Annotated in this window: 20 protein-coding genes; 9 read left to right on the top strand and 11 right to left on the bottom strand. The window is 68.8% G+C overall.

The window, feature by feature from the left end:
• Positions 1–63 precede the first annotated feature (63 nt).
• Complete coding sequence (locus tag VNO22_02675) at positions 64–1,101, top strand: glycosyltransferase family 4 protein (protein ID HXG60256.1); 1,038 nt, start codon at positions 64–66, stop codon at positions 1,099–1,101.
• Here the strand turns inward: VNO22_02675 and VNO22_02670 are convergent.
• The 3 genes from VNO22_02670 to VNO22_02660 are packed head-to-tail and all read right to left on the bottom strand — an operon-like array spanning position 1,061 to position 3,983.
• Entirely contained in the window at positions 1,061–2,449 is a 1,389-nt protein-coding gene (locus tag VNO22_02670; GenBank protein HXG60255.1) for a leucyl aminopeptidase, read from the bottom strand. The two genes, VNO22_02675 and VNO22_02670, sit on opposite strands and share 41 nt — an antisense overlap.
• Before the next feature lie 38 nt (positions 2,450–2,487).
• Positions 2,488–3,582, bottom strand: coding sequence for an aminotransferase class I/II-fold pyridoxal phosphate-dependent enzyme (locus VNO22_02665; GenBank protein ID HXG60254.1), 1,095 nt, complete (start codon positions 3,580–3,582; stop codon positions 2,488–2,490).
• A complete protein-coding gene (locus VNO22_02660) occupies positions 3,579–3,983 on the bottom strand; it encodes a hypothetical protein (GenBank protein ID HXG60253.1) in 405 nt (134 codons plus the stop codon). Before VNO22_02660 ends, VNO22_02665 begins: the two co-directional genes overlap by 4 nt.
• 142 nt (positions 3,984–4,125) lie before the next feature.
• On the opposite strand from VNO22_02660, the gene eno reads away from it, so the two are divergent.
• Positions 4,126–5,385 (top strand): phosphopyruvate hydratase, encoded by a 1,260-nt coding sequence (gene eno, locus VNO22_02655; protein ID HXG60252.1) that lies wholly within the window; start codon positions 4,126–4,128, stop codon positions 5,383–5,385.
• A gap of 7 nt (positions 5,386–5,392) precedes the next feature.
• Here the strand turns inward: eno and VNO22_02650 are convergent, their stop codons facing one another.
• Positions 5,393–5,677 carry a hypothetical protein gene (locus tag VNO22_02650; GenBank protein ID HXG60251.1) on the bottom strand — a complete coding sequence of 95 codons (285 nt, stop codon included), beginning with the start codon at positions 5,675–5,677 and terminating at the stop codon, positions 5,393–5,395.
• A 218-nt stretch (positions 5,678–5,895) separates the two neighbouring features.
• On the opposite strand from VNO22_02650, the gene VNO22_02645 reads away from it, so the two are divergent.
• Positions 5,896–6,387 (top strand): tetratricopeptide repeat protein, encoded by a 492-nt coding sequence (locus VNO22_02645; protein HXG60250.1) that lies wholly within the window; start codon positions 5,896–5,898, stop codon positions 6,385–6,387.
• Between the two features lie 12 nt (positions 6,388–6,399).
• Here VNO22_02645 and VNO22_02640 read toward each other — a convergent pair whose 3' ends face one another.
• The 4 genes from VNO22_02640 to VNO22_02625 all read right to left on the bottom strand — a co-directional run bounded on the left by VNO22_02640 (position 6,400) and on the right by VNO22_02625 (position 9,481).
• A complete protein-coding gene (locus VNO22_02640) occupies positions 6,400–6,738 on the bottom strand; it encodes a hypothetical protein (protein ID HXG60249.1) in 339 nt (112 codons plus the stop codon).
• Between the two features lie 87 nt (positions 6,739–6,825).
• Positions 6,826–8,088, bottom strand: a complete 1,263-nt coding sequence (locus VNO22_02635) for an AAA family ATPase (GenBank protein ID HXG60248.1) — start codon at positions 8,086–8,088, stop codon at positions 6,826–6,828.
• Between the two features lie 50 nt (positions 8,089–8,138).
• The gene (locus VNO22_02630; GenBank protein HXG60247.1) at positions 8,139–8,489 is read right to left on the bottom strand and encodes a hypothetical protein; all 351 of its coding nucleotides are present in this window, start codon (positions 8,487–8,489) and stop codon (positions 8,139–8,141) included.
• Positions 8,486–9,481 (bottom strand): zinc-binding dehydrogenase, encoded by a 996-nt coding sequence (locus tag VNO22_02625; GenBank protein HXG60246.1) that lies wholly within the window; start codon positions 9,479–9,481, stop codon positions 8,486–8,488. The genes VNO22_02630 and VNO22_02625 overlap by 4 nt, the downstream gene beginning before the upstream one ends.
• Positions 9,482–9,535: 54 nt before the next feature.
• Between VNO22_02625 and VNO22_02620 the strand changes: the two genes are divergently transcribed.
• From VNO22_02620 to VNO22_02610, 3 genes are all read left to right on the top strand, one after another.
• Positions 9,536–9,931: a hypothetical protein gene (locus tag VNO22_02620; GenBank protein ID HXG60245.1), complete on the top strand. Its 396-nt coding sequence runs from the start codon at positions 9,536–9,538 to the stop codon at positions 9,929–9,931.
• An 84-nt stretch (positions 9,932–10,015) separates the two neighbouring features.
• Positions 10,016–11,221, top strand: coding sequence for a DUF4388 domain-containing protein (locus VNO22_02615; GenBank protein ID HXG60244.1), 1,206 nt, complete (start codon positions 10,016–10,018; stop codon positions 11,219–11,221).
• A 67-nt stretch (positions 11,222–11,288) separates the two neighbouring features.
• On the top strand, positions 11,289–13,808 hold the full coding sequence (locus tag VNO22_02610) for a DNRLRE domain-containing protein (GenBank protein HXG60243.1): 2,520 nt from the start codon (positions 11,289–11,291) through the stop codon (positions 13,806–13,808).
• A 3-nt stretch (positions 13,809–13,811) separates the two neighbouring features.
• On the opposite strand, the gene VNO22_02605 is transcribed toward VNO22_02610, so the two are convergent.
• Genes VNO22_02605 through VNO22_02595 form a run of 3 tightly spaced genes read right to left on the bottom strand, consistent with a single transcriptional unit; the run spans position 13,812 to position 18,312 of the window.
• Positions 13,812–16,052: a thiamine pyrophosphate-dependent enzyme gene (locus tag VNO22_02605; GenBank protein ID HXG60242.1), complete on the bottom strand. Its 2,241-nt coding sequence runs from the start codon at positions 16,050–16,052 to the stop codon at positions 13,812–13,814.
• A 51-nt stretch (positions 16,053–16,103) separates the two neighbouring features.
• A complete protein-coding gene (locus VNO22_02600; GenBank protein ID HXG60241.1) occupies positions 16,104–17,249 on the bottom strand; it encodes a PmoA family protein in 1,146 nt (381 codons plus the stop codon).
• Between the two features lies 1 nt (position 17,250).
• On the bottom strand, positions 17,251–18,312 hold the full coding sequence (locus tag VNO22_02595; GenBank protein ID HXG60240.1) for a DUF3500 domain-containing protein: 1,062 nt from the start codon (positions 18,310–18,312) through the stop codon (positions 17,251–17,253).
• A 117-nt stretch (positions 18,313–18,429) separates the two neighbouring features.
• Here VNO22_02595 and VNO22_02590 point away from each other — a divergent pair, with 117 nt between their 5' ends.
• From VNO22_02590 to VNO22_02580, 3 genes are all read left to right on the top strand, one after another.
• Positions 18,430–19,539 (top strand): HupE/UreJ family protein, encoded by a 1,110-nt coding sequence (locus tag VNO22_02590; GenBank protein HXG60239.1) that lies wholly within the window; start codon positions 18,430–18,432, stop codon positions 19,537–19,539.
• Positions 19,515–20,459: a thioredoxin family protein gene (locus VNO22_02585; protein ID HXG60238.1), complete on the top strand. Its 945-nt coding sequence runs from the start codon at positions 19,515–19,517 to the stop codon at positions 20,457–20,459. The genes VNO22_02590 and VNO22_02585 overlap by 25 nt, the downstream gene beginning before the upstream one ends.
• Positions 20,460–20,563: 104 nt before the next feature.
• On the top strand, positions 20,564–21,601 hold the full coding sequence (locus tag VNO22_02580; protein ID HXG60237.1) for a hypothetical protein: 1,038 nt from the start codon (positions 20,564–20,566) through the stop codon (positions 21,599–21,601).
• The last annotated feature ends 146 nt before the right edge of the window (positions 21,602–21,747 follow it).

Genomic DNA, 21,747 nt, shown 5'->3' with positions numbered 1-21,747 from the left:
GTTACAGGGGGGGCGCCGACCGCTTTCTTGAAGGCCCGTCGCGCCTGTGCGATACTTCCGGGCGTGAAGCTCCTCTTTCTGACTCAGAAGCGGGACGCCCCGAGCACGCGCTGGCGGATTCTGCAGTTCGTGCCGCATTTCGAAAAGGCGGGGATCGCCTGCGCCGTGGAGGAGTGGCCGTCCGGGACGCTCGCCCGTCTGGGTCTGGCCCGGAAGGCGGCCGAATTCGACGTGGTGGTGCTTCAGAAGCGGCTCCTGCCGAAGCTGCTTCTGCATCGCCTGCGGCGGAACGCGCGGGCGCTCGTTTACGAGTTCGACGACGGCGTCACTCTCAAGCGGGATGCCGAGAGGGTCGTGCGTGAGTCGCCCACGCGCGAGCGTCGCTTCCGGCGGACGGTCCGGGAGGCCGACGCCGTGATCACGACGAACGACTATCTGGCGCGGCTGGCGGAGCGGGCGGGGGCGCCGCCGGACCGGGTACACGTCTTTCCGCCCGTCATCGACCTTGCCCGGTGGACGCCGCGGGACGGCACGGCCCCGGAGGGAGGCGGGGTTACGATCGGGTGGATGGGCACCCCCGCGAACCTTCCGGCGCTCGAGATGCTTCAGGGGCCGCTCGCGCGGCTCTGCCGCCGGCACGAGGGACTCCGGGTGAAGGTGGTCTGCGACGAGGCGCCCAGGCTTCCCGGCGTGCGCGTGGAGCACAAGCCGTATTCGCCGGCGGACGAAACGGCGGAGGTGCGCTCCTTCGACGTGGGAATCGCGCCGCTCGTGGAGGACCCGTGGACGCGGGGGAAGCTCTCCACGAAGGTTCTGGTCTACATGGCGGCGGGGGTGCCCGTGGTGGGCTCGGATGTCGCGGCGAACCGGCTCTATCTGCGCGAGGGAGAGAACGGGTTTCTCGCGGGGACGCTGGCGCAGTGGGAGGAGCGCCTGGGGCGTCTTGTGGAGGAGCCGGCGCTGCGGCGCGAGATGGGCGCGCGCGCCCGGGCGAGCGCCGAGCGGGACTTTTCGCTGGCGGCCGCCGTGCCGCGGTATCTCGAACTCTTCCGGAGGCTCGCTACTGCTCCTCCAGCCAGCGCAGGAGCGTCCGCACCATGACGCCCGTGCCGCCCGCGGGGCGGTAGGGCTTGTCGGATTCCACCAGGCACGGCCCCGCGATGTCGAGGTGCGCCCAGGGGATCCCCTCGTCGACGAACTCCTTGAGGAAGAGCGCGGCCGTGATGGCGCCGCCCCATCGGCCGCCGGAGTTTTTCATGTCCGCGACGTCGCTCTTGATCATCTCCCAGTACTCTTCCTCGAGGGGCAGGGGCCACATCTTCTCCCCCTGCCGCCGGGCGCAGTCGAGCAGCCGGTCGCGGAGTTTCTCGTCGTTGGAGAAGATGCCGGTGATCTCGGGGCCGAGGGCCACCACGCACGCGCCCGTGAGGGTGGCGATGTCCACGATCGCCTGAGGCTTCAGGCGTGACGCGTAGGAGAGCGCGTCCGCCAGAATCAGGCGCCCCTCGGCGTCCGTGTTGATGATCTCCATGGTCTTCCCGTTCATGGCCCGCAGGACGTCGCGCGTCTTGTAGGCGCCGCCTCCGGGCATGTTCTCGGTGGCCGCGAAGATGCCGTGGACATTGACCCGGGGCCGCAGGTCCGGCAGCGCCGAAAGGACCGCGATCACGGCCGCGGCGCCGGACATGTCGTCCTTCATGTGGAGCATGCCGTCCGAAGGCTTCAGGCAGAGACCGCCGGAGTCGAACGTGATCCCCTTGCCCACGAGCGCCACCGTGCGGCGCGCTCCCGGCGCGCGCCAGCTCAGATGGACGAAGCGCGGCGGCTGCTCCGAGCCGGCGGCCACGCCGAGGAGCCCTCCCATCCCCATCCGGCGGATCCGGTTTTCGTCGAAGACCTTCACCCGGACGCCCCGACGGGCCACACCGCGGGCCGCCTCGGCCAGTCGGCGGGGGGTGCAGTCGCTCGGGGGTTCGTTGACGAGATCGCGGGCGAGCGTCGTGGCGCGCGCGTAGACCTCGCCCCGGCGCACCGCCTCCGGATCGCCGTCCACGCGGACGGTCCGGAGCTTGCCCGGGCCGTTGGGGCGGGACTTGTAGCGCTTGTATTCATAGAGGGCGAGGGCGATTCCCTCGACCGCCGCCTGGGCGTTTTCCGCGCCGTCCCCGGGAGGGAGCGTCACGGAGATCTCCTCGAGATCCAGCGCCCGCGCCCGCTGGGCCGCGGCGGCCGCGGCGCGGCGGAGCTTCTCGGGAGTGAAGCGGTCCTTGGGCCCCAGCCCCGCGACAATCATCCGGCGGCAGGGTTTCCCGGGGTAGTGGACGAGGACCTCGCGTTCCTTGCCCGAGAAATTGTTGTCGCGCGCGGCCTGGCGGAAATCGTCCAGCGCACCCTCGAAGGCGAAGCGCACCCACGTCTCGCCCCGCGGCGAACCGGCGACGAATTTCATGGTCATCCTCCCATCCGGATAAAGGGGTGTCCGTTCGATCAGGGACGGCGCGCCTTGAGCTGGTCGACGGCCTTCCCGACGTTCTTGAGTCCCTGGCGCAGGACCTCCTCGTCTCCGCCGCAGGAGACGCGGATGAACCCGCGGATCCAGAAGAATTCTCCCGGCACGACGAGCGTGCCGTATTTCTCGCGCAAGAGATTCGAGAGTTCCATTCCCTCCACGCCGGGCGGGAGCTTCAGCAGGCAGACGGTGCCCCCGTCCGGCTTTACCCACGAGAGGTCGTCCCTCCGGCCCAGCCATTCTTCGACGACGGCGAAGTTGCGCGCGGCGATGCGGCGGGCGCGCTCGGCCAGCTCGGGGGCCTTCCGCAGAGCCACCAGCGCGATCGACTCGCTGGGGGCGGGAAGGTCGCATTCCAGATAGTCCAGGACGATCCGGGCCTTTCGGATCACGGGCTCCGGTCCGGCCATCCAGCCCAGGCGGAGGCCCCCCAGGCCGTAGATCTTCGAAAGGCTTCCGATCGAGACCAGGTTCGGCCCGCACGCGGCCGCCGGGCGCAGGCCCGGCACGAAGGCGTTGTCCAGATAAACCTCGCTCACGACGACGGTGGCGCCGTAATCGCGGGCGATCTGTCCGATCGTCAGCATTTTCTCCGGGCTCGTGGCGGTCCCGGAAGGGTTGTGGAGATTCGTCAGGAAGATCGCGCGCGTGCTCCGGCTGATGCAGCGCTCCAGCTCCTCCATGTCGATCCCGAAGCCGCGCTCGAAGCGCCGTTCGAGGATCTTCACCTCCGCCCCCCGGTGCGCGGCGGCGCGATAGAGCGGTTCGTAGTTGGGCGATTCGAGGATGACCTGGTCGGCCGGTTCGAGGACGGAGGAGGCCGCCAGAAAGATCGCCATGGTCGCGCCCGACGTAACCAGGACGTTCGACGGGGCCAGGCCGTAGCGCCGCGCCAGGAGCGCGCGGAGTTCCGGGAACCCCTCCTCCTCGGGGGCCGAGAGCGCCACCTGGTCCAGGGCAAGGCCGAGCTCCTCCCGCGTGAGCGCCTTGACGTTGGACTTGGCGAGGTCGTATTTGACGCGGCCCATGTAGGTCCGCGCCCATTCGAGGTAGTCGATCTTGCGGAACGTCATTCGCGATAAGAGCCCTGGAACTCGACGACGTCGAGTCCGGGACCGTGGTACCCTTCGATGTTCCGGGTGTAGAGGGTCAGCCGCCCCGTGGCGCGGCACGGGTTTCCCACGTAGCGATGCCAGTCCGCGCCTCGGGCGAAAAGGTCGAAATGGCGAAGGATGACCCGAAGGCCGCTGGGGAGGCGGACGACGCCATGCGTGGCCTGGATGTGATCGAACGTGCCATAGAGGGTAACCTCGCGGCCGTCCCAGGGCTCCAGATCCGCCACGTCGCGCGCGGCGCTCGGGCCGGAAGCCGGCGCCGCGGGTTCCTCGAAGGCCGGTTCCGGGCGCGCGACCGGCTCGGAGTCCGGGGAGGCGCAGGCGGCCAAAAGCAGGATCCCGAACCACGAACGGCGCATAGCCGCGATTATAGGGGTCCGAGGCGGCCGGGCAACAAAAACCCCGCGTCGTTCCGCGGGCGACTCAACACTGGACTTGGAGGGGCGGGACGTGGTAAATGAACGCCCTCGAGACGCCATCCGGCCACATGAGGGAGATCCGATGAAAATCACGGCGGTGAAGGGACGCGAGGTCCTGGATTCCCGGGGCAATCCGACGGTCGAAGTCGATGTGACGGTGGACGGGGGGATCGTGGGACGCGCGGCGGTCCCTTCGGGCGCCTCCACGGGCGAGCGCGAGGCGCTGGAGCTTCGGGACGGCGACCCGTCGCGCTATCTGGGCAAGGGCGTGCTCCAGGCGGTGCGACACGTCAATGAGATCCTGGGGCCGCGCCTCGTCGGGATCGACGCCACCCAGCAGAAGTTCATCGACGAAATCATGATCGAGATGGACGGGACGCCCACGAAATCGAAGCTCGGGGCGAACGCGATCCTCGGCGTCTCCATGGCCGTGGCGCGCGCCGCGGCGCTGGCGTCGCGCAAACCTCTTTACGAGTACCTCTCGTTCGGCCGGGGGGTGACTCTTCCCGTGCCCTACATGAACGTGATCAACGGCGGCGCGCACGCGGACAACACGATCGACTTTCAGGAGTTCATGATCGTTCCGCGCTCGTTCCCGAATTTCCGCGAGGCGATCCGGGCCGGCGTCGAGATCTTCCATGCGCTCAAGGGGCTTTTGAAGAAGAAGGGGCTTTCCGCCAACGTCGGAGACGAAGGCGGCTTCGCGCCCAACCTTCGGACGATCGAGGAGGCCCTCGATACCCTCATGGAGGCGATCGGGAAGGCCGGCTACTCCGGACGGGTGCAGCTGGCGCTCGACGTGGCCGCCAGCGAGCTCTGGGACGGCGGGGCGTACGTGTTCAAGAAGTCCGACCGGTCACGCCGGACGAGCGACCAGATGGCGGAACTGTACGAGCGCCTCCTGGCGCGGTACCCGATCGTCTCGATCGAAGACGGCCTGGGCGAGAACGACTGGGACGGCTGGAAACGCCTCACGGAGCGTCTCGGCGGGAAGGTGCAGCTCGTGGGGGACGATCTCTTCGTCACGAACGCCTCGATCCTGCGGCGGGGGATTCAGGAACGCGTCGCCAACGCGATTCTCGTCAAGGTCAACCAGATCGGCACGATCACCGAAACGGTCAACGCCGTCCTTCTGGCCCAGGAGGCGCGCTACGGGGCGATGATCTCCCACCGGTCGGGCGAGACCGAGGACACGACGATCGCGGATCTCGCCGTGGCGCTCAACGCGGGGATGATCAAGACGGGGTCGGCCAGCCGCACGGACCGGATGGCCAAGTACAACCAGCTCCTGCGGATCGAGGAGGAGCTGGGATCCCGCGCGCGGTTCGCCGGAGCGCCGTAAGCCCGGCCTAGGGGGGCGGGGGGCCGCCGAGGGGGCGGGCCAGGAACGCCTTCTGGCAGGCGGCGCACAGGTCGAACCGGAAGAGCCTGTAGACCTCGTCCTGCGCACGCTCGGCGGGATAGTCTTTCAGCCGCTCGATCGCCTCGCGCAGCCGTTCTTCGGCGTCCCGGAGGTCTTCCTCCGTCAGCTCCATCGGGTCGTAGGCCGCCTTCACTTCGATGCGCACCTCGTAGCGGACCGGGGCGTCCAGGAGGAGGCCCTGTCCGCAGCGGTCGCAGGTCAGGCGGTCCATGCAAAGCTCAGCGTAGGCCGGAGAAGGCGCGGGGTCAAGCGCGTTGCGGCGTAACGGGCGGGGGGCGCGGTTCATCGCTCCGGAGGAGAAGACCGCAGGAGGACGCCATGCCCCTTCGATGGGAACCCGACTACGAGTCCGCGCGGGCGCGGGCGCGCGCGGAAGGCAAGCCCCTCTATGTGGATTTCTTTCATCCGCAGTGAGGAGGCTGCCAGAAGATGGATGCGGTGACGTATCCCAACGAGGAGTCGGAGCGCCGTCTGAACGAGTCCTTCGTGGCTCTGCGGGTGCCGTTCGACCGAAACGGCGTTCTCGAGCGGCGCTGGGCCGTCTCGTGGACGCCGGGGATCCTGGTTCTGGATTCCGGGGAGCGCGTGCACTACCGGGCGTACGGGTATCACCCGCCCGAGGAATTCGCGCATCTCCTGGGCGTGGCCCGGGGAATGACGGAGTTCGACGCCGGCGACTTCGAGCAGGCGTCGCGGACCTTCTCCCGCGTGGTCGAAGACGTCCGGCGCTCGGCGATGGTCCCCGAGGCGCTCTACTGGCTGGGCGTCGCGCGCTACAAGGCTGGGGACAGGGACGGGCTGGTGCGGGCGTGGAGCCGGCTGCTGGACGAGCATCCGGAGAACCTATGGGCGCGGCGGGCCGGCTTCATCCGCGCCCCGGCGCGGGCGGAGCCCGACCGCGGCGGGGCCGCGGCGGCCTGAGCGCCGGCCGCCCTACGCGGGAGCCGAAGGGCCTCCCCCCGGCTGGAGGAGGGCGGTGAAGAACTGCACGACCTCCTGCTCGAGCCCGTCGATTTCGTTGAGGAGCTGGACCATGTCCACGGGCCGCGTGCGCAGGAGGCGCCGGGTGGTGTCTTTGCTGCGCCGCAGGGACGCCTGGATCTGCTCGAGGTCGCCGATCTTGCGGGCGGCGGCCTCCTGAATCCGGTCGGCGACGTCCAGGAAATGGGCCTGGTCGCGCGGCGGGACGCGGGTGCGGATGGCGTTGCGGAGCCGTTCAAGAGCCGCCTGCAGATCCTGGCGGTAGCGTTCGGCCTTGAGCGCGTTGGACATCGTTCCTGATCCTCCCCGAACACTTATTATGTTCCGGAAGGATCAAACGTCAAGGACAATCCGGGGGTCCGGAGACGGATCGCGCGCTCAGTTCCGGTGGAAATGCAGCCGGTCGCGGCGGACGCGGACGGTGACCGAATCGCCTTCGGACAGGGACCCCGAGATGAGCATGTCGGACAGCGCTCCCTCGACCTCCCGCTCGACGGTGCGGCGGACTTCGCGGGCGCCGTACTCGGGACGGTAGCTCTTTTCCGCCAGGAAGCGGGGGACCTCGCGCTCGAACCGGACCGTCAGCGGCACGCGGGCGGCGTGCTTCTGGACTTCGGCCAGGAAGATCTCCGCGATCCGCTCGCACTCGGGCAGGCCGATGGGATTGAAAAGGACGACCTCCGTCAGGCGGTTGAGGAATTCCGGCCGGAAGCTCGCCTTGACGGCGCGGAGGAATTCCTCGGCCAGCGCGGCGCCGTCCGCTCGAGGGGGGCCGAAGCCGATGCGATGGCGCAGCGACTCGGCCTCCTCGGCCCCGACGTTCGAGGTCAGCACGATGATCGCGTCTCCGAAGGGAATGCGGGAACCCTTGTTGTCGGTGACGAAGCCCTCGTCCATGATCTGCAGGAGCAGGTTGTGGACCTTGGGGTCGGTCTTCTCGATCTCGTCGAAGAGCAGCGTGAAGGGGCCCGGCTGGCGGGCCGCTTCGGAGAGGAGGCCGCCCTGATCGTGTCCGATGTACCCCGGCGGGGCGCCGATGAGCTTGGCATACTCGTGGGGGAGGGCGTATTCGGAGCCGTCCACGCGGACCATGCGCGAGGCGTCCCGGAAAAGGTAGACGGTGAGCGCCTTGGCCAGTTCGGTCTTGCCGACGCCGGTCTGGCCCACGAAGAAGAAGGTGGCGATGGGCCGGGAAGGGTCGCGCAGGCCCGTCATCGCCTTGCGCACGGCGCGGGAGACGGTGGCGACGGCGGCGTCCTGACCCACGACGCGGCGCCGGAGGGCCTCCTCCATGTCCCGGAGCTGCCGGTAGTCCCGCGCCGGGAGGGCGGGGGCCTGCTCGAGGAGGTGGATGTGGCTGGGCCCTTCGACCGCGGCGATGGCGACCTTGTGAATTTCCAGGGAGGGGTTGACGTCGACGCACAGGTCGTAGAGGGCCTCCTCGTGCTCGAGAAGGCGGGGCGTCAGGTTCAGGACGCACGCGTTGACGATCAGGCCCACGTAGCTGCGCCGGTCGGTGAGGCGCGCGGTTTTCAGGAGCGCGGCGACTTCATCGGGCGTGAAATGCCGGATCTTGACGAACGTGTCCAGCGGGTCGAAGTACTTCAGGACGACGTTGGGCTCCATGTGGATCATGGCCATCCACCTCGTTTCCCCTCTCGAAGCCTCCTTTCAATATTGTACGACGATCTTCAGGACGGGAAGATCGAAAAGCGTCCCGCGAGAATCAGGGTTCCGGCGGCCGCGGCGGCGGTCAACAAAAGGATCGACAGGGCGGTGCGGGAGACCTTGCCTTCGGCGGGAAGCCGGAAGTAATTGATGACGAAAAGGAGTCCCGCCAGGGGGACCGTGGCCAGGACGCCCCAGGCGATCTCGCGCCGGCCGAAAGGGAGCGCCTCCAGGGCCCAGGCCGCGCCGATGGCCGCCGGGCCCAGGGCCGCCACGAAGAGGGACGTCCGCAGCCGCGCCAGGGCTTCGTCGAGCTCCCGCGCGCGGACGGCTTCGTCCTTGAACTTCTCGAATTCCCGGGGATCGGGCCTCATGGCACCAGAACCAGTTTACCAAACGACGCGCGCGATTCCAGACGGCGATGCGCTTCAGCCGCGTCCCGGAGGGGATAGACGCGGTCGATGACCGGCCGCACGCGGCCGGCGAAGAGCAGTCGGAGCGCTTCGGCCAGCTCCTTGTCGTTGCCCATCGTGGAACCCCGGATCTCGAGCTGCCGGTAGAAGACGTGCCGCAGGTCCTCCGCCGGATCGTGTCCGGACGTCGCGCCGCACGTGACGAGCCGTCCTCCGCGCCGGAGGCACTGGAGGCTCCGGGTCCACGTTTCCTTGCCGACATAGTCCACGACGAGGTCCACGCCGCGCTTGCCGGTCAGTTCCTTGACCCGCGCGACGACGTCCTCCGAGCGGGAATGGAGGACGACGTCGGCGCCCAGGCCGCGGAGACGCTCGCATTTCTCCTCCGTGGAGGCGGCCGCCAGGACGCGCGCGCCGGCGAGCTTGGCGAACTGAACGCAGGCGGTTCCCACGCCGGCCCCGGCCCCCCAGATGAGGACATCCTCGCCGGGCCGCAGGCGCCCCTTCGTGAAGAGCATCCGCCAGGCGGTCAGGAAAACGAGCGGCGCGGCCGCCGCTTCCTCGAAGGAGAGCGCGTCGGGAAGGGGAATGAGGTTGCCTTCCGGGACGGCGACCAGCCCGCACTGGGTTCCGTCGCGATGCTCGCCCCAGAGGGCGTACCGGACGCAGAGGGGCTTTTCGCCCGAGGCGCAGAACTCGCAGGAGCCGCAGCTCGTGGCCGGGTTGAGCAGGACCCTGCGGCCGGTGCCGGCCACCACGCCGGCGGCGTCGCACCCGAGGATCCGCGGGTAGCGCACCCCGGGGAGTCCCTTCCGCACCCAGACGTCCAGATGGTTGACCGAGGCGGCGCGTACCTCGAGGAGAACCTCTCCGGGGCCGGGGACGGGATCCGGAACGTCCTCGTAGCGGATCGCCTCCGGACCTCCGGGCTGATGAACGCGGACCGCTTTCATGCCGGACCGGGGCCATTATACCCGCGGGGGAGGGCGGCGCGATATAATCGGGGCGTGGCGCGCCCGCCCGTCGTTCAGTCCTTTCTCGTCGCCGACGCGGTGATCCAGGACCGCGCGACGGGAAAGTGGTCCGTCATCGGCGTCTTCGACCGGCTCCTGGCGCCGGCTTTTCCGTGCGTTCACCCGAGTCTCGCGGTGTACGTGCGCCTGACGGACGCGCAGGGGGCGTACGCGGTGCGGATCGAGTTCCGGGACTCGGACGACCGGTGCGTGGCGTCGATCGAGGGGATTCGGGTGGACGTGACCGAGCGGACGCGGGCGGTGGATTTCGGCGTGGTGGCGCACGGACTGCGGCTGGAGCGGCCGGGGCTCTACCATTTTCAGCTCTACCTCAACGGCGAGTTTGCCGCGTCGGTGCCGCTGGAGGCGCGCCCCCTGGCCTCCGCGTAAGCCTCTTCGCCGCCGCCGGTTGCGTATTTTCAATGGGTAGGGTATACTTAAAGGCGATCCGGAGGGGAAGGGTCCAGAGGAGGGATGATGCGGGTCCTGATCGCCGACGACTCCCGGGCCATGAGGAAGCTCCTGCGGGGCATCCTCGAAGGGATGGGAGGCGGCGGCGTGGAAGTGTTCGAGGCCGCCGACGGAGCCGAGGCGGCGCGGACGCTGGCGGAAGTCCGCCCGGAGATCGATTTCATCGTGGCGGACTGGGAACTTTCCGGGCTGGACGGCCCGGCTTTTCTCCGCCACCTGACCGCGTCGGGGGTGGCGGTCGAGGCTCCGGTGCTTTTCTGCATCAACGGCGGTCCCCGGTCGCGAATGGAGGAAGCCCGCCGGATCCGCAAATGCGAATTCATCGAGCGTCCCTTCACGGACGACGACTTCCGCAAGAAGGTCCGCGACATCGGCGTCTCCGTCGAAGCCCGCAAGGATCGTGAGGCTTCGGACGTCCTGAAGGCCATCGTCTCGACGGCCGAAGCGGTGGTGGAGCTTCCCTTCCTTCTGCGGCTTCCTTCGGAGGCGATCGACGAGTTCCTGCGGCTCGCGGAGCGCCATCGGGTCCCGGCGGGAGCGGCGCTGCTGGATGAGGGAAGTCCGGTGGACGCGTTTTACGTCGTGCTGGCCGGCACCGTGGAGGTCAAGGATCCGGCGCGGCCCCGCGGTCCGAAAATATGCGGGGAAGGGGAATGCTTCGCGGAAGTGGCGTTTCTCATGGAAGTTCCCTCCACGGTGAGCGTGCGGGCCCGCACCGAGGTGGAGGTGGCGGCCCTTCCGCGGCCCATGCTGGCGGAACTCGTGCGGCATCACCCGCGCGTGGGGGACGTCCTGGGCACGCTCCTGGCCGAGAAGGCCAAGACCACCGCGCCCTCGACCCGGATCATTTCCAACACGGACTTCTCGGGAAGCCTTCAATCGATGTCGTTCTCGGATGTCGTGCAACTCCTCAATCTCAGCCGGAAGACGGGGACCCTGACCTTGAGCGCAGGCGTGCGGTCCGGGGGAGTCTGCTTCGTCGAAGGGGAGATCCGGCACGCCTGGACGGAGTCGCTCCTGGGAGAGGACGCCTTCTACGAAATGGCGACGTGGAGAAAGGCCGTGTTCGCCTTCGCCGGCGGCACGGGAACCGATCAGACGACCGTCCGGCAGCCCACGATGAGCCTCCTTATGGAGGCGATGCGCCGGCTGGACGAGCAGAGCCGCGCCCCTTCCGCCCCCTCGCCCGCCGGCCGCGGCACCCCGTAACCTTCACGGTCCGCCCCGTAATGCATGGAATATGTTATAATTTCCCCGGAACGTCCGGCGACCGGGGATGGGCAAAGAGATCGTTTATTGCGCCGACTGCGGCAAGCGTCTGCAGCACGACGACTTTGACCGCGGGAAAGCGATTCTTGTCGAGAACCGCCCCTTCTGCGGCGACTGCCGCTCGGTCGAGCGCTCTCCGAAAAGGCCCACGCCGTCTTCCTTGCCGAGCGTAACCCCGCCCCCGCAACGGATCTCCACGGCGCGCCTGCCCGTGCTGGTCCCTTCGACGACGCGGCGGCGCGGATCCTTGCGGGCGGCGTCGCGCCGGAACGTCCATCTGGGAATCGGCGCCGCGGCGGCGGCCGGCATGATCCTGGCGGCGTTCGCCTTGAGATCCTCGAACGACGGAGCTACCGGCGCGGCGACGCCGGCGGCCCCAAGCGCTCCTCCCGCCGGCCGGCCGGCGCCCCCGTCGGCGCGACCCGGGGGCGAGGATCGCGCGGGAACGGCGCGGCGCGCCGTGGAGGAGCTTGAAGCTCTGGCGGCCGGCGGGGCGGACGAGGCCCGAGCCCTGGCGCGCTGCGAAGAGATCCGGGAACAGGTCCGGGGTACGGCATACGAGCCCCGCCTGCGGGACCTCGAAATCCGCCTGCTCGAGCAGAGGCGCGAGAAGGAACGCGACCAGCAGGTGGCCCGGGCGCTTGCGGACGCGCGGAGCATCCTGACCCATCCTCGCGCCGTCGAGCGGAAGGCGGACGTGCTTTCGCTGCTGCGGGCCGTGAGGCCCGTCGCCGGGGCACGCCGGGCGGAAGTCGATCGGCTGATCGACGAGGCCGAGCGGCTTCGCGAGGAGACGCCGCCTTCGCCTTCCTCCGCCGTGTCCCGACCGCCGGAGGCGAAATCCCCGCCTCCCGCCGCTCCGCCTCCGCCTTCGCCGCCGGCGTCGCCGCCCCCCGCCGTCCGGGAAGCGCCGGCGTCTCCGGACCTCTGGGAATTTCAGGACGGGGTGTCTCCGACAGCGGCCTATGCGGGCACACGGGACGCCGGGATCGTCGAAGACGCCCCCGACAAGCGTCGAGGGACATCTTCCAAAATCGAGATCGACGGCGACGAACCCGGAGGGAGCGGGAAAGATGCGTACCTGCTCGTTCGCTGGGATCTCTCGGCGATTCCCAGGGGGCTGGTCCCGCAGGCCGCGACCCTGACGTTTACGCTGCTCGACGGCGGAAAGGGAAAGCCTTATCCGATCTACGCGGTACGGCGTCCCTGGGAGGAATCCGAAGTCACCTGGAATCACGCCGCTTCGGGGCGGCCCTGGGAGGTTCCCGGAGCCCGGGGCGCTTCCGATCGGAATCCCACGGAGGTCGGAAGGGTGTCGTCGGGCAAGCGGGGCCCCGTCGAAGTGGTTCTCAATGCGGCCGGAATTGAGGTCTTGCGTTCATGGATCGAGGATCCGTCGTCGAATTTCGGATTCATCATCGCCGACCCGGAGGCCTCGGACGGGATCGATGTCGTGTCGCGGGAGGGTCGGAATCCCCAGGAGCGTCCCAAACTGACCCTCCGCCTGACGCGCTCGGACGTCCCCGGCCGTCCGCTCGAACCCACGGGCCTGGTGACGCAATGGCTCGTCCTGGGACCGTTCGGGAACCGGGCGGACCCTCAGGGACTCTACGATCACGATCTTCTCAAAGGCGAAGTCGAGCACGTTCCCACGGTTGGAGGGGAAGTCGTCTCGCGGGAAGGAACGCGCCTGCGGTGGACGCCCGTCGAGGCGCCCTCCGGGGATGTTCTCTTCCACGAGCTGCCGGGCTTCGAAGAGATTCGCGCTCGGAAAGCCCCCGCCATTGCGTATGCAGCCTGCTGGATTCACGCCGACGGCGAGCGGGCGGTGAAATTCAGGGTCAACGCGGATCAGGGCTATCGGCTCTATTTCCAGCACAAAGTTACCGGCAACCGGCCCGGCGGGTTCGGGCTGGATCGGGATCCGGAGACATACAGCGTGCGGCTCCGGCCGGGTCCGAATCTGCTGCTCGTCAAGGTGGCGACGGCCGGCGGCCCCTTCGCGCTGAGAATTCGGATCACGACCACGGCGGACCTTCGCAAGGCCGCGCCGGGAGTCCTCGTTTCCGCGCTGCCGCCGCGGGAGACGATGCCGCGGGTGGCCTTCCGGGAAAACTTCGATCAGGGGACCGGGCGGTTCGTGCGCGGCCGGTGGGTGGAAGGCGGCCGGAACGGCTCCAAGGCGCTCGAGGTTTCCCGGGAAGGAGTCGTTCTCGAACGTCCCTTTTCCGGACCCGTCACGGATCGCGCGCGGGTGCGCTTCTGGTTGAAACCCTTCTGCGCGACGGAAGCGATTGAAATGACCTTCTGGTCGGCCCGCCGGGGCCTCAATCATTGGCATCACATCCGGGGTCTGCGGCCGGGGGAATGGAATCTGGTCGAAGTTCCGGCGGCCGAAGCCCGCGGACACTACATGCGTACCGGGCCGGCCCTCGATGGCGAGGTTCCGGACAATCTTATCCTTTATTTCGACGACGCGACGGAGGGGGCGCGGATCCTGTTGGACGATTTCGAGATCCTGGAGTGAGCCCTAGCGCCGCCCCGCCTTGACGAGGTCCCGCGCGGTCCGGACGATTTCCTCGAGCTGCGGAAGCACGGCCCGTTCGCCCACGGGTCCGTACGAGACCCGGCAGTCCTTGGCGGCGAGCCGCTCCACGTCCACGCGCCGCCGCAGCTCGCGGTCCCGGTAGATTACGTCCGCGATCGCCGCGCCGGCGCCGCACGTGCGCCGGTCCTCGTCCACGACAAGCACCAGCCCGCAGTCGTCCGCCGCCGCCCGGATCCCCTCGCTATCCAGCGGGTTCAGCCAGCAGAGGTCGATCATCCGCGCGCGAATGCCGTCCGCCTCCAGCATCCGGAGCGCGCGGAAGCAGAGACTCGCCGTCGTGCCGTAGGTGACGATCGCCAGGTCGCGCCCGTCGCCGTAGCGGCGGGAAGCGCCCGGCCAGAGGACGAAGTCGAAGTCCGGATACCGGCGCTCCATGAACTCGTCGCGGTACCGGTAGCGCGCCTTGGGTTCCGCGTAGAGCACGGGATCCCCGCAGAAGGCCGCCGCGCGCAGGAGCCCCACGGCATCTTCGGGGTTCGAAGGCACGCAGAGCCGCAGCCCCGGATGGTGCAGGAGCGGGCCGTTGGCGGACTCGCTGTGCCAGAGCGCTCCGGCTCCCCCGAGATAGCCTCCGTACGCCATCCGAATGATCATGGGGCAGGCGAATCGTCCGTTGGATCGCCAGTGGAGCGTGCCGACCTGATCGATGAGCTGCTGCCAGGCCGGGTTGAGGTAGTCGCGGAACTGGATTTCCACGATCGGAAGGAAGCCCTGGAGCGCCCAGCCGCACGCGCGGCCGACGATCGACGCCTCGGCGATGGGGGAGTTCATGACGCGGTCGGGACCGAAACGGCGCTGGAGCCCCTTAGTGACGCCGAAGACGCCCCCCTTGCCCTCGAGATGGGGGTGGCGATGGAAATCCTCGCGGGAAAGATCCGCGATATCCTCGCCCCACATGACCACCGGGGGCAGCAGCTCCATGAGCTCGGCCAGGCAGGCGTTGATGGCGTCGGCCATGACGAGCGTGGCGCCCGCCTTCTCGGCCCGGCGGCCGCGCACGGCCGAGGCGTAGGCCGCCTGCGCCGCCGGCGGATCGTACGCATAGACGTTGGAAAGGAGACGGCTGACGTCCGTCTTCGGAAGCTTGAGGACCTCGTCCACGGCGCGAAGCACCTCCGCCTCCACCTCGCGGTTGATCTCGCGAAGCTCTCCGGGGGACGCGATTCCGTACTCCACGAGCTCCCGGGCGAACTTGAGGATCGGATCGCGCTCCTCCAGCTCGATGGCGATTTCCTCCCGGGGCCGGTACTTCTTCATGTCGTCGGTGGAGGAATGGCTGTAGAGCCGCAGGACTTTCGAGCGCAGAAGGACAGGTCCGGCGCCCGAGCGGCACATGGCGGCCGCGCGCCGGAACGCGTCGTAGGACGCCCGCACGTCCGTTCCGTCGTTTTCGATCACCGCGAGGTTCGGCCACCCGCGGAAGAGCGCCAGGATGTCGCCTCCCGGGACCTGTTCCGAAACGGGCACCGAGATGCCGTACCCGTCGTCCATGAGGTGGACCAGAAGCGGCGCGCGCGCGTTGATGGCCGCGCGCAAGGCTTCGTAAAACTCCCCCTCCGCCGTCGTTCCGTCCCCGAGCGCCGTATACACCACCGCGTCGCCGGGGAAGCGGCCGTTTCCGAGCAGGTGCGGGGTCGCGGCGATCGCCTCGGCCAGTCCCGCCGAGGGGATGCACTGGATCCCCACGGGGCTCGCGTAGATGATGACCGCGCGTTCGGGACTGCCCCAGTGTTCGGGCATCTGGCGCCCCCCCGAGGAGGGGTCCGCCGCCGCGGCCACCGCCTGGAGAAGCATGTCCCGGGCGGTGAAACCCCTCATGAGCACGAGCGTCCGGTCCCGGTAGTAGCCCCACACGGGATCCGTGGGCCGCAGAACCTTTCCCGCCGCGGCCAGCGCCGCCTCCTTGCCGGCCGTCGAGGCCGAGAACCACGCCTGCCCCTGGCGCTGAAGCATCAATTCGCGGTCGTCGATGCGCCGGGAAAGAACCATCGTCCGGTACATCCCCAGGAGGTCATCGACCGTGAGCGTCCGGTGGTAGTCCGGAATCGTCTCGGGATGGCCGTTGAGGCGCGTGGCGGGACCCCACGCGTGCCGGACGATCTGCTTCCACCCCAGGTGATCGGCGGCCTGCTCGAGGTAGCGCGACAGGGCTTCGAGGGCCATCGCACGGCTATGGTAGCGTCCGGCCCTCGCGGAGGTCAACAGCCCCGGGCGTCAGCGCGGCGCCGAAAGCGTCACGGAAGGCGCCGCATATCCTTTCCAGAACGCCTCCGCCGCCGCGTCCGGGAGAACCGCGTCCGACACCACGAACCGATATCGCGAAACGTACGGCGCCCCCGGCTCGATGGAGAAATCCCCGCCCTGCGCGGGGCACCAGTTGAAGAAGGGCTCGTCGGGGTGGATCCTCATGCCCTGAGGGAACCGGAAGTTCGCGGGATGACCCAGGAAGGCGATCGAGGCGGGGCGCCCCCCGAGGGTTCCGCTCATCACGCACCACCGGGCCGTCGTCGCGTGCCCGTCCTGACGCCCGCGGCCTTCGCTCGTGCGGAAGGCGCACCCGTCCTTTCCTTCCCATTCTCCGGATCCGCGGAACCCGAGCCCGCCGTAATGGTACTTGCGGATCCGGAGCGGCGCCTCCGAGGCGCACGTCTGCGTGGAGACGAGGTCGAAAACGAAAACGCCTTCGACCGCGTACGCGCGCACCTCCCACACCTCCTCGAGCGCCGGCTTGGGCCCGCCGGGGGAGTTCAGGTTCAGCCAGCGGTGACGGGCGCGGAATCCGCCGAAGACGGGGCCGGAAAACGTCTCCTCGATCTTTACCGCTTCGATTCGCCCCTGGCGTTCCTTGGAATTCCAGAAGTCGGACTTGCGCCCTTCGAATTCCGCGCTCGTCCAGGCGAACCAGATTCCGTGGTGATGGAGATGCTTGGCGGGGAAGTCGTTCGAGAGAACCCGGCCGTCGGGCGTCCAGATCGGGTGGAGATAGCCGCTGCGGGTGAAGACCGGGTCCACGCCGGACGGCGGCTCGACGGGCGCGAAGGTGTAGCGGAAGATGTTCCGTCCCCGGAAGCTCACCACGACGTGTTTTCCGTCGGCGTCCGCCGCTTCCACGGCGGGAAAGGGGGACGGCTTTCCGGGGTGGAGACGGTATTCCTCATTCGCGCCGGCCGCGCCGCGGTGAATCCAGACCGCGCGGGGCGCGTCTGAACGGTCGATCTGCACGGGCACTTCCGCGCCGTCCCGGACCCGCACGAGTTTCCAGGGGCCGGAGGGATCCACGCCCGGAGGGAGCGGGGCGGAGACGGGGGTCTCCGCCTGCGCCGCGGCCGTCAGGAGGACGGCCCAAAGGACGGCGGCCATTCTACTTGTGCTCCTTCTCGTAGTGCTCGCGCAGCGGGTCGCCGCCGAAGTTCTCCGTGAGATCGTGCCAGACGGTGTGGATGTGATTGGCGTTGTTCTGGGTGTTGTCGTACTCGAGGACGAAGGTCGGTCCCTGCACGCGGTAGTAATGGCCATGGCCGGGCTCGAGGCCGCCCGCCCAGGCGAAGTGGACGCGGTCCCATCCCGCCTGCTCGATGCGGGAGAGGTCGCGTTCCGACAGCTCGCTCCTCAGGCGCTCGGCGTAGCCGCGCACAAGGTCCTTCAGGAGCTTGGCCTGGGCCGGCTCGAGCTTCGGCAGCGGAATTCCCGCGGGCTCCAGCAGGCGCACCTTCTCTTTCGGGACAAGGAGGATGTCCTTGGGCGCCTCCGCGGCGACGAGGCCGAGCGCGCGCTGCTCCGGCGTCAGGGACTTGGCCAGCCGCCGCGCCAGATCCTCCTCGACGGCGAGGGCCCGCAGGCCCTGACGCGGGCCGCTTTTGACCTCGGCCGGGTTGGCGCCGAAGAAGGAGGGCGCCGCGGCGATCGTGCGGCCTTCCACGATCGTGAAATTGAGCGACAGATGGTGTCCCTCGATGCGCCAGCCCCAGGTCTTGCGCGCTTCGGGGGCGCCGAAGAGGGACACATAGTAGAGTTCCGGATCGCGGATCGGCCGCCCCTCGATCTCCCGCAGGATCTGTTCCAGGCTCATGATGACGAGAGCCTTCTCGACGCCGGCCCGGCTGAGACCGGTCTCGAGGAGCGCCTGCGCCCGCTTGCGCTGTTCGGGGTTCATTTCCTTGAGGGGGAGTCCCTTTCGCTCGCGCGGGATGAAGTGCCAGTTGAAGCGCTCGGCGTCCTTGAACTCGAAAGCCGCCTTGGCCTTCTGCTCGGGCGAAAGCGCCGCCAGGAAGTCCTGTGCCGCGCGGGCCATGTCGGCGGCGACCTTGGCCTGTTCCCGGGACGACGGGGATTCGGCGCGGGCCGCGGCGATCGCCAGGAGGCTGAGCCCGGCGGCGACGGCGGCGAACGCGCCCGCGATGCGCTTGGGTGCATGTGCCAGCATGTTTTTCTCCTTACCCGGACGCCGGTGCGGGCCCCCCTTGGATCGAAAGGGTTCGGCCGCCCAGGGAATTCAGCTATAGTACGCCGAAGGTCCGCGACGTTCCACGTATAAAGAGCGATGACGCTGACGGCGGTTCTGCTGGCGGCCCTCGCGGCCGTCCACGACGAAAAGGTGAGCACGTCCCGGATTCAGGTGCTCGACGGTCGCGTGGTCTGGCGGGTGGACGTGGGGATTCCGGCCCTCGAGCGCGTGGGCGTGAAGTTTCCGGCGGCGCCGCTGGATCTTTCCGAGGAGCATCTGCGGGAGGTCGAGCCGGAGATCGTCCGCTACCTCAAGTCCTGCATCGCGCTCGAGATCGACGGGGTTCGCGTCGAGCCCGAAGCGGGGGAACTTTCGCCCGTCTATGAGCCGTTTCTGGCCACCGGAGAGCCCTATATCGCCCGGATCCGGCAGGAATTCGTCTTCCGGGCGCCGGCCGGCGTGCGCCGCGCCAAGGCGAGTTTCGCGTTCTTCGCCACGGTGACCTCCTCGCACCGAGCGCTGGTGACCGTCGTCTGGGGCGACCGAGCGCGCGATTACGTCCGCGTGGGTCCCGCCGAGCTGGAGTTCACGTACCTGCGGCTCGATCCGCCCTTCTGGCTCGTGGCCGGGGACTTCGTGCTGTGGGGGATGAAGCACATCTTCATCGGATATGATCACATCGCCTTCCTTCTGGCGCTGCTGCTGGCCGCGCGGCGGGCGGGGGAGATGGTCAAGATCGTCACCTCGTTCACGGTGGCCCACAGCGTGACCTTGCTTCTGGCGGCCTTCGAGGTCCTGCGCGTGGAGCCGCGGGTGACGGAGGCGCTCATTGCGGCTTCGGTGGCGTACGTGGCGGCGGAGAACTTCGTGATCCGGGAGGCCCGGCACCGCTGGCTCCTGACGTTCGCCTTCGGGCTCGTGCACGGCCTGGGATTTTCGAGCGTCCTGCGGGATCATTTGCAGGACGTCTCCGGGATCGTCCTTCCGGTGGTGGCGTTCAACGTGGGGGTGGAGCTCGGGCAGATCGCGATTCTGCTGGTGGCGTTCCCGCTTCTTCAGTGGGCGCGGGGCGGGGACGACCGGCGCCACCGCAGATTGCTCGTCGCGGGCTCGTCGGCGATTCTGGTGCTGGGACTGACGTTCCTGGTCGAGCGGATTTTCGGCGTGGGGTTGATTTCGCCGTGGCTGGAATCGCTTTCGGAGTGATCCTGGCGGGAGCGATCGGCCAGGAGGGGATCTCCTGGCGGCACGATTACGAGGCCGCCCTCGCCGAGGCGCGGGCGTCGGGGCGCCTGGTTCTCGTCCATTTCCGGGCGGAAGGGCGTCCCCTGGCGGCGGCGATGAGCGAGCGGACGTTTCGCGATCCGCGCGTCGCGCGCCGGGCGGCCGAGCGGTTCGTGTGCGTGAACGTGGAGGTCGAGGCCCGCCCGGAGCTGTTTCGTGAGGCGGTGGGAACGGCGGGGGGATTGGCGACCTGCGTCTTCGACGCCGAGGGGGACGTGGTGGGGGTTCTTCCGGGTTTTGCGGAGGCGGAGGCCTTGCTCCGGTTCCTGCGCCGGACGGAGGAAGGCTATCCGCGGCTGCGGGCGGCGCGGGAGGACGCCGCGCGCCGTCCGGCGGAGCCGGGGCCGCGGCTGGCGCTCGGGGAAGCCTACGAGGCGCTCGGCAGCGCGCGGCGGGCGGAGGCGTGTTTTCGGAAAGTCCTGGAGCTCGCGGCGGGCGAGGAGGCGGCGGCCCATGAGCGGCTGGCCCGTCTGGCGGCGCAGCGGGGCCGGAACGTCGAGGCGCGGGAGCATCTGGCGGAGTACCGGCGGCGGGATCCGCAGGGGAAGGGCGGCCGCGAGGATCGGGCGCTTCTGACGGAGGCGCTGGTCTTGTCGCTGGAGCGCCGCCCCGCGGAGGCGGCCCGCCGGGCCGAGGAGGCGCTGGCGGCCCATCCGGCCGGCGCGGAGGCGGACCGTCTGCTCCTGGTGGCGGGGTGGTCCCGGCACGAGGCCGGCGAGGACGCCCGCGCGGTGGCGCATCTGGAGGAGCTGCGCCGCCGATTTCCCGATTCGCCCTGGGCCGACCTGGCCGCGGAGCGTCTGGCCCATATCCGCAATCCCGATCACGGACATGAACATTAGACCGGAGGGGGCCCGGGGAATCGAATTCTTCTGGAGTCCGGCCGCGCGAGTCCTACACTGGTGCGGTCGTTCGGGGATTTCGGAATCAGGGGAGGAACGAGGCCATGAAGAGGGAATTTTCGCGCCGCGAGGTCATGAGGATCTTCGGCCTGGCGGGTGTGGCCGCGGCGGCGCTTCCCGAGCGCGTGTGGGCGGAGGCGGCCGGCCAGGATCGGATCGTTCTGGGCGACGGCGAGCATCGGTACGAGTGGGTGCGGGGCTGGGCGAAACTCCCCGAGGGCAAGACGTTTTCGCCCACGCACGGGTGCGTGCAGGTGGACTCGAAGGACCGCGTCTACGTGAACACGGACAACGCGGACGCGGTGATGGTCTTCGACCCGGACGGAACGTTCGTGAAGTCCTGGGGCAAGGAGATCGCCGGCGGCTCCGCGCACGGGATGGCGATCGTCAAGGAAGGGGATCGCGAGTTCGTCTACGTCGCCCATACGGGCCGCCACCGCGTGTATAAGGCCACGCTGGACGGGGAGGTGGTGTTGACGCTTCCGTGGCCCGAGGCGGCGGGGATTTACAAGGGCGAAGGGGACTATCAGCCCACGATGGTCGCGGTGGCGCCCAACGGGGACATCTACGTCGCGGCCGGCTACGGGCGTCCGAACAACCACATCCACCGCTTCGACAAGGAAGGCAAGTACCTTCAGTCGTGGAACGGAGACAAGACCGACGGAGGTCCGCTCAACAACGTGCACGGCGTGTGGATCGACGGGCGCGGCGAGCGTCCGCTCGTCCTGGCCGTGGACCGGGGCAACGGCCGCCTGGTCCGGTACACGCTCGAGGGCGCCTTTGTGGACGTGATCGCCAAGGGGCTTCCGGCTCCCTGCAAGGCGTACATCCGGGGCGGGGATATTCTGGTGCCGAACCTTCGAGGGGGGTGCACCATCCTGGACAAGAACAACAAGGTGGTCGTGCACGTCGGGGAGAACTCGAATCCCAAATTCCGAGGCAACTTCGGCGTGGAGCCCAAGGACTGGAAGGACGGCGAGTTCACCGCCCCGCATGGAGCCTGCTGGGACTCGCAGGGCAATCTGTACTGCGAGGACTGGAACAAGTTCGGGCGCGTGAACAAGCTCCGGCGCCTCGCCTGATCCGCTGGACTGATCAGGGACATCGTTACCACCCCCTCGGGGAGCACCTGATCGCTCTTTCGTACCTGGATTGCCGGGTCATGCGGCGTCTGGTTCGCCTGGCCCACCTCTACCACGAGGCGATCGGTCCCCGGCGCAGCCCTTGG

It is taken from the genome of Planctomycetota bacterium, assembly GCA_035574235.1.
Classification (GTDB): Bacteria; Planctomycetota; MHYJ01; order MHYJ01; family JACPRB01; genus DATLZA01.
This window is presented reverse-complemented; position numbering and strand designations above follow the sequence as displayed.

What these genes read in the sequence shown, in the direction of transcription:
- VNO22_02670 (HXG60255.1), bottom strand. Translation starts at nt 2,449, where the DNA reads ATGAAATTCGTCGCCGGTTCGCCGCGGGGCGAGACGTGGGTGCGCTTC.
- VNO22_02665 (HXG60254.1), bottom strand. Translation starts at nt 3,582, where the DNA reads ATGACGTTCCGCAAGATCGACTACCTCGAATGGGCGCGGACCTACATG.
- VNO22_02660 (HXG60253.1), bottom strand. Translation starts at nt 3,983, where the DNA reads ATGCGCCGTTCGTGGTTCGGGATCCTGCTTTTGGCCGCCTGCGCCTCC.
- eno (HXG60252.1), top strand. Translation starts at nt 4,126, where the DNA reads ATGAAAATCACGGCGGTGAAGGGACGCGAGGTCCTGGATTCCCGGGGC.
- VNO22_02650 (HXG60251.1), bottom strand. Translation starts at nt 5,677, where the DNA reads ATGGACCGCCTGACCTGCGACCGCTGCGGACAGGGCCTCCTCCTGGAC.
- VNO22_02645 (HXG60250.1), top strand. Translation starts at nt 5,896, where the DNA reads ATGGATGCGGTGACGTATCCCAACGAGGAGTCGGAGCGCCGTCTGAAC.
- VNO22_02640 (HXG60249.1), bottom strand. Translation starts at nt 6,738, where the DNA reads ATGTCCAACGCGCTCAAGGCCGAACGCTACCGCCAGGATCTGCAGGCG.
- VNO22_02635 (HXG60248.1), bottom strand. Translation starts at nt 8,088, where the DNA reads ATGGCCATGATCCACATGGAGCCCAACGTCGTCCTGAAGTACTTCGAC.
- VNO22_02630 (HXG60247.1), bottom strand. Translation starts at nt 8,489, where the DNA reads ATGAGGCCCGATCCCCGGGAATTCGAGAAGTTCAAGGACGAAGCCGTC.
- VNO22_02625 (HXG60246.1), bottom strand. Translation starts at nt 9,481, where the DNA reads ATGAAAGCGGTCCGCGTTCATCAGCCCGGAGGTCCGGAGGCGATCCGC.
- VNO22_02615 (HXG60244.1), top strand. Translation starts at nt 10,016, where the DNA reads ATGATGCGGGTCCTGATCGCCGACGACTCCCGGGCCATGAGGAAGCTC.
- VNO22_02610 (HXG60243.1), top strand. Translation starts at nt 11,289, where the DNA reads ATGGGCAAAGAGATCGTTTATTGCGCCGACTGCGGCAAGCGTCTGCAG.
- VNO22_02605 (HXG60242.1), bottom strand. Translation starts at nt 16,052, where the DNA reads ATGGCCCTCGAAGCCCTGTCGCGCTACCTCGAGCAGGCCGCCGATCAC.
- VNO22_02600 (HXG60241.1), bottom strand. Translation starts at nt 17,249, where the DNA reads ATGGCCGCCGTCCTTTGGGCCGTCCTCCTGACGGCCGCGGCGCAGGCG.
- VNO22_02595 (HXG60240.1), bottom strand. Translation starts at nt 18,312, where the DNA reads ATGCTGGCACATGCACCCAAGCGCATCGCGGGCGCGTTCGCCGCCGTC.
- VNO22_02590 (HXG60239.1), top strand. Translation starts at nt 18,430, where the DNA reads ATGACGCTGACGGCGGTTCTGCTGGCGGCCCTCGCGGCCGTCCACGAC.
- VNO22_02580 (HXG60237.1), top strand. Translation starts at nt 20,564, where the DNA reads ATGAAGAGGGAATTTTCGCGCCGCGAGGTCATGAGGATCTTCGGCCTG.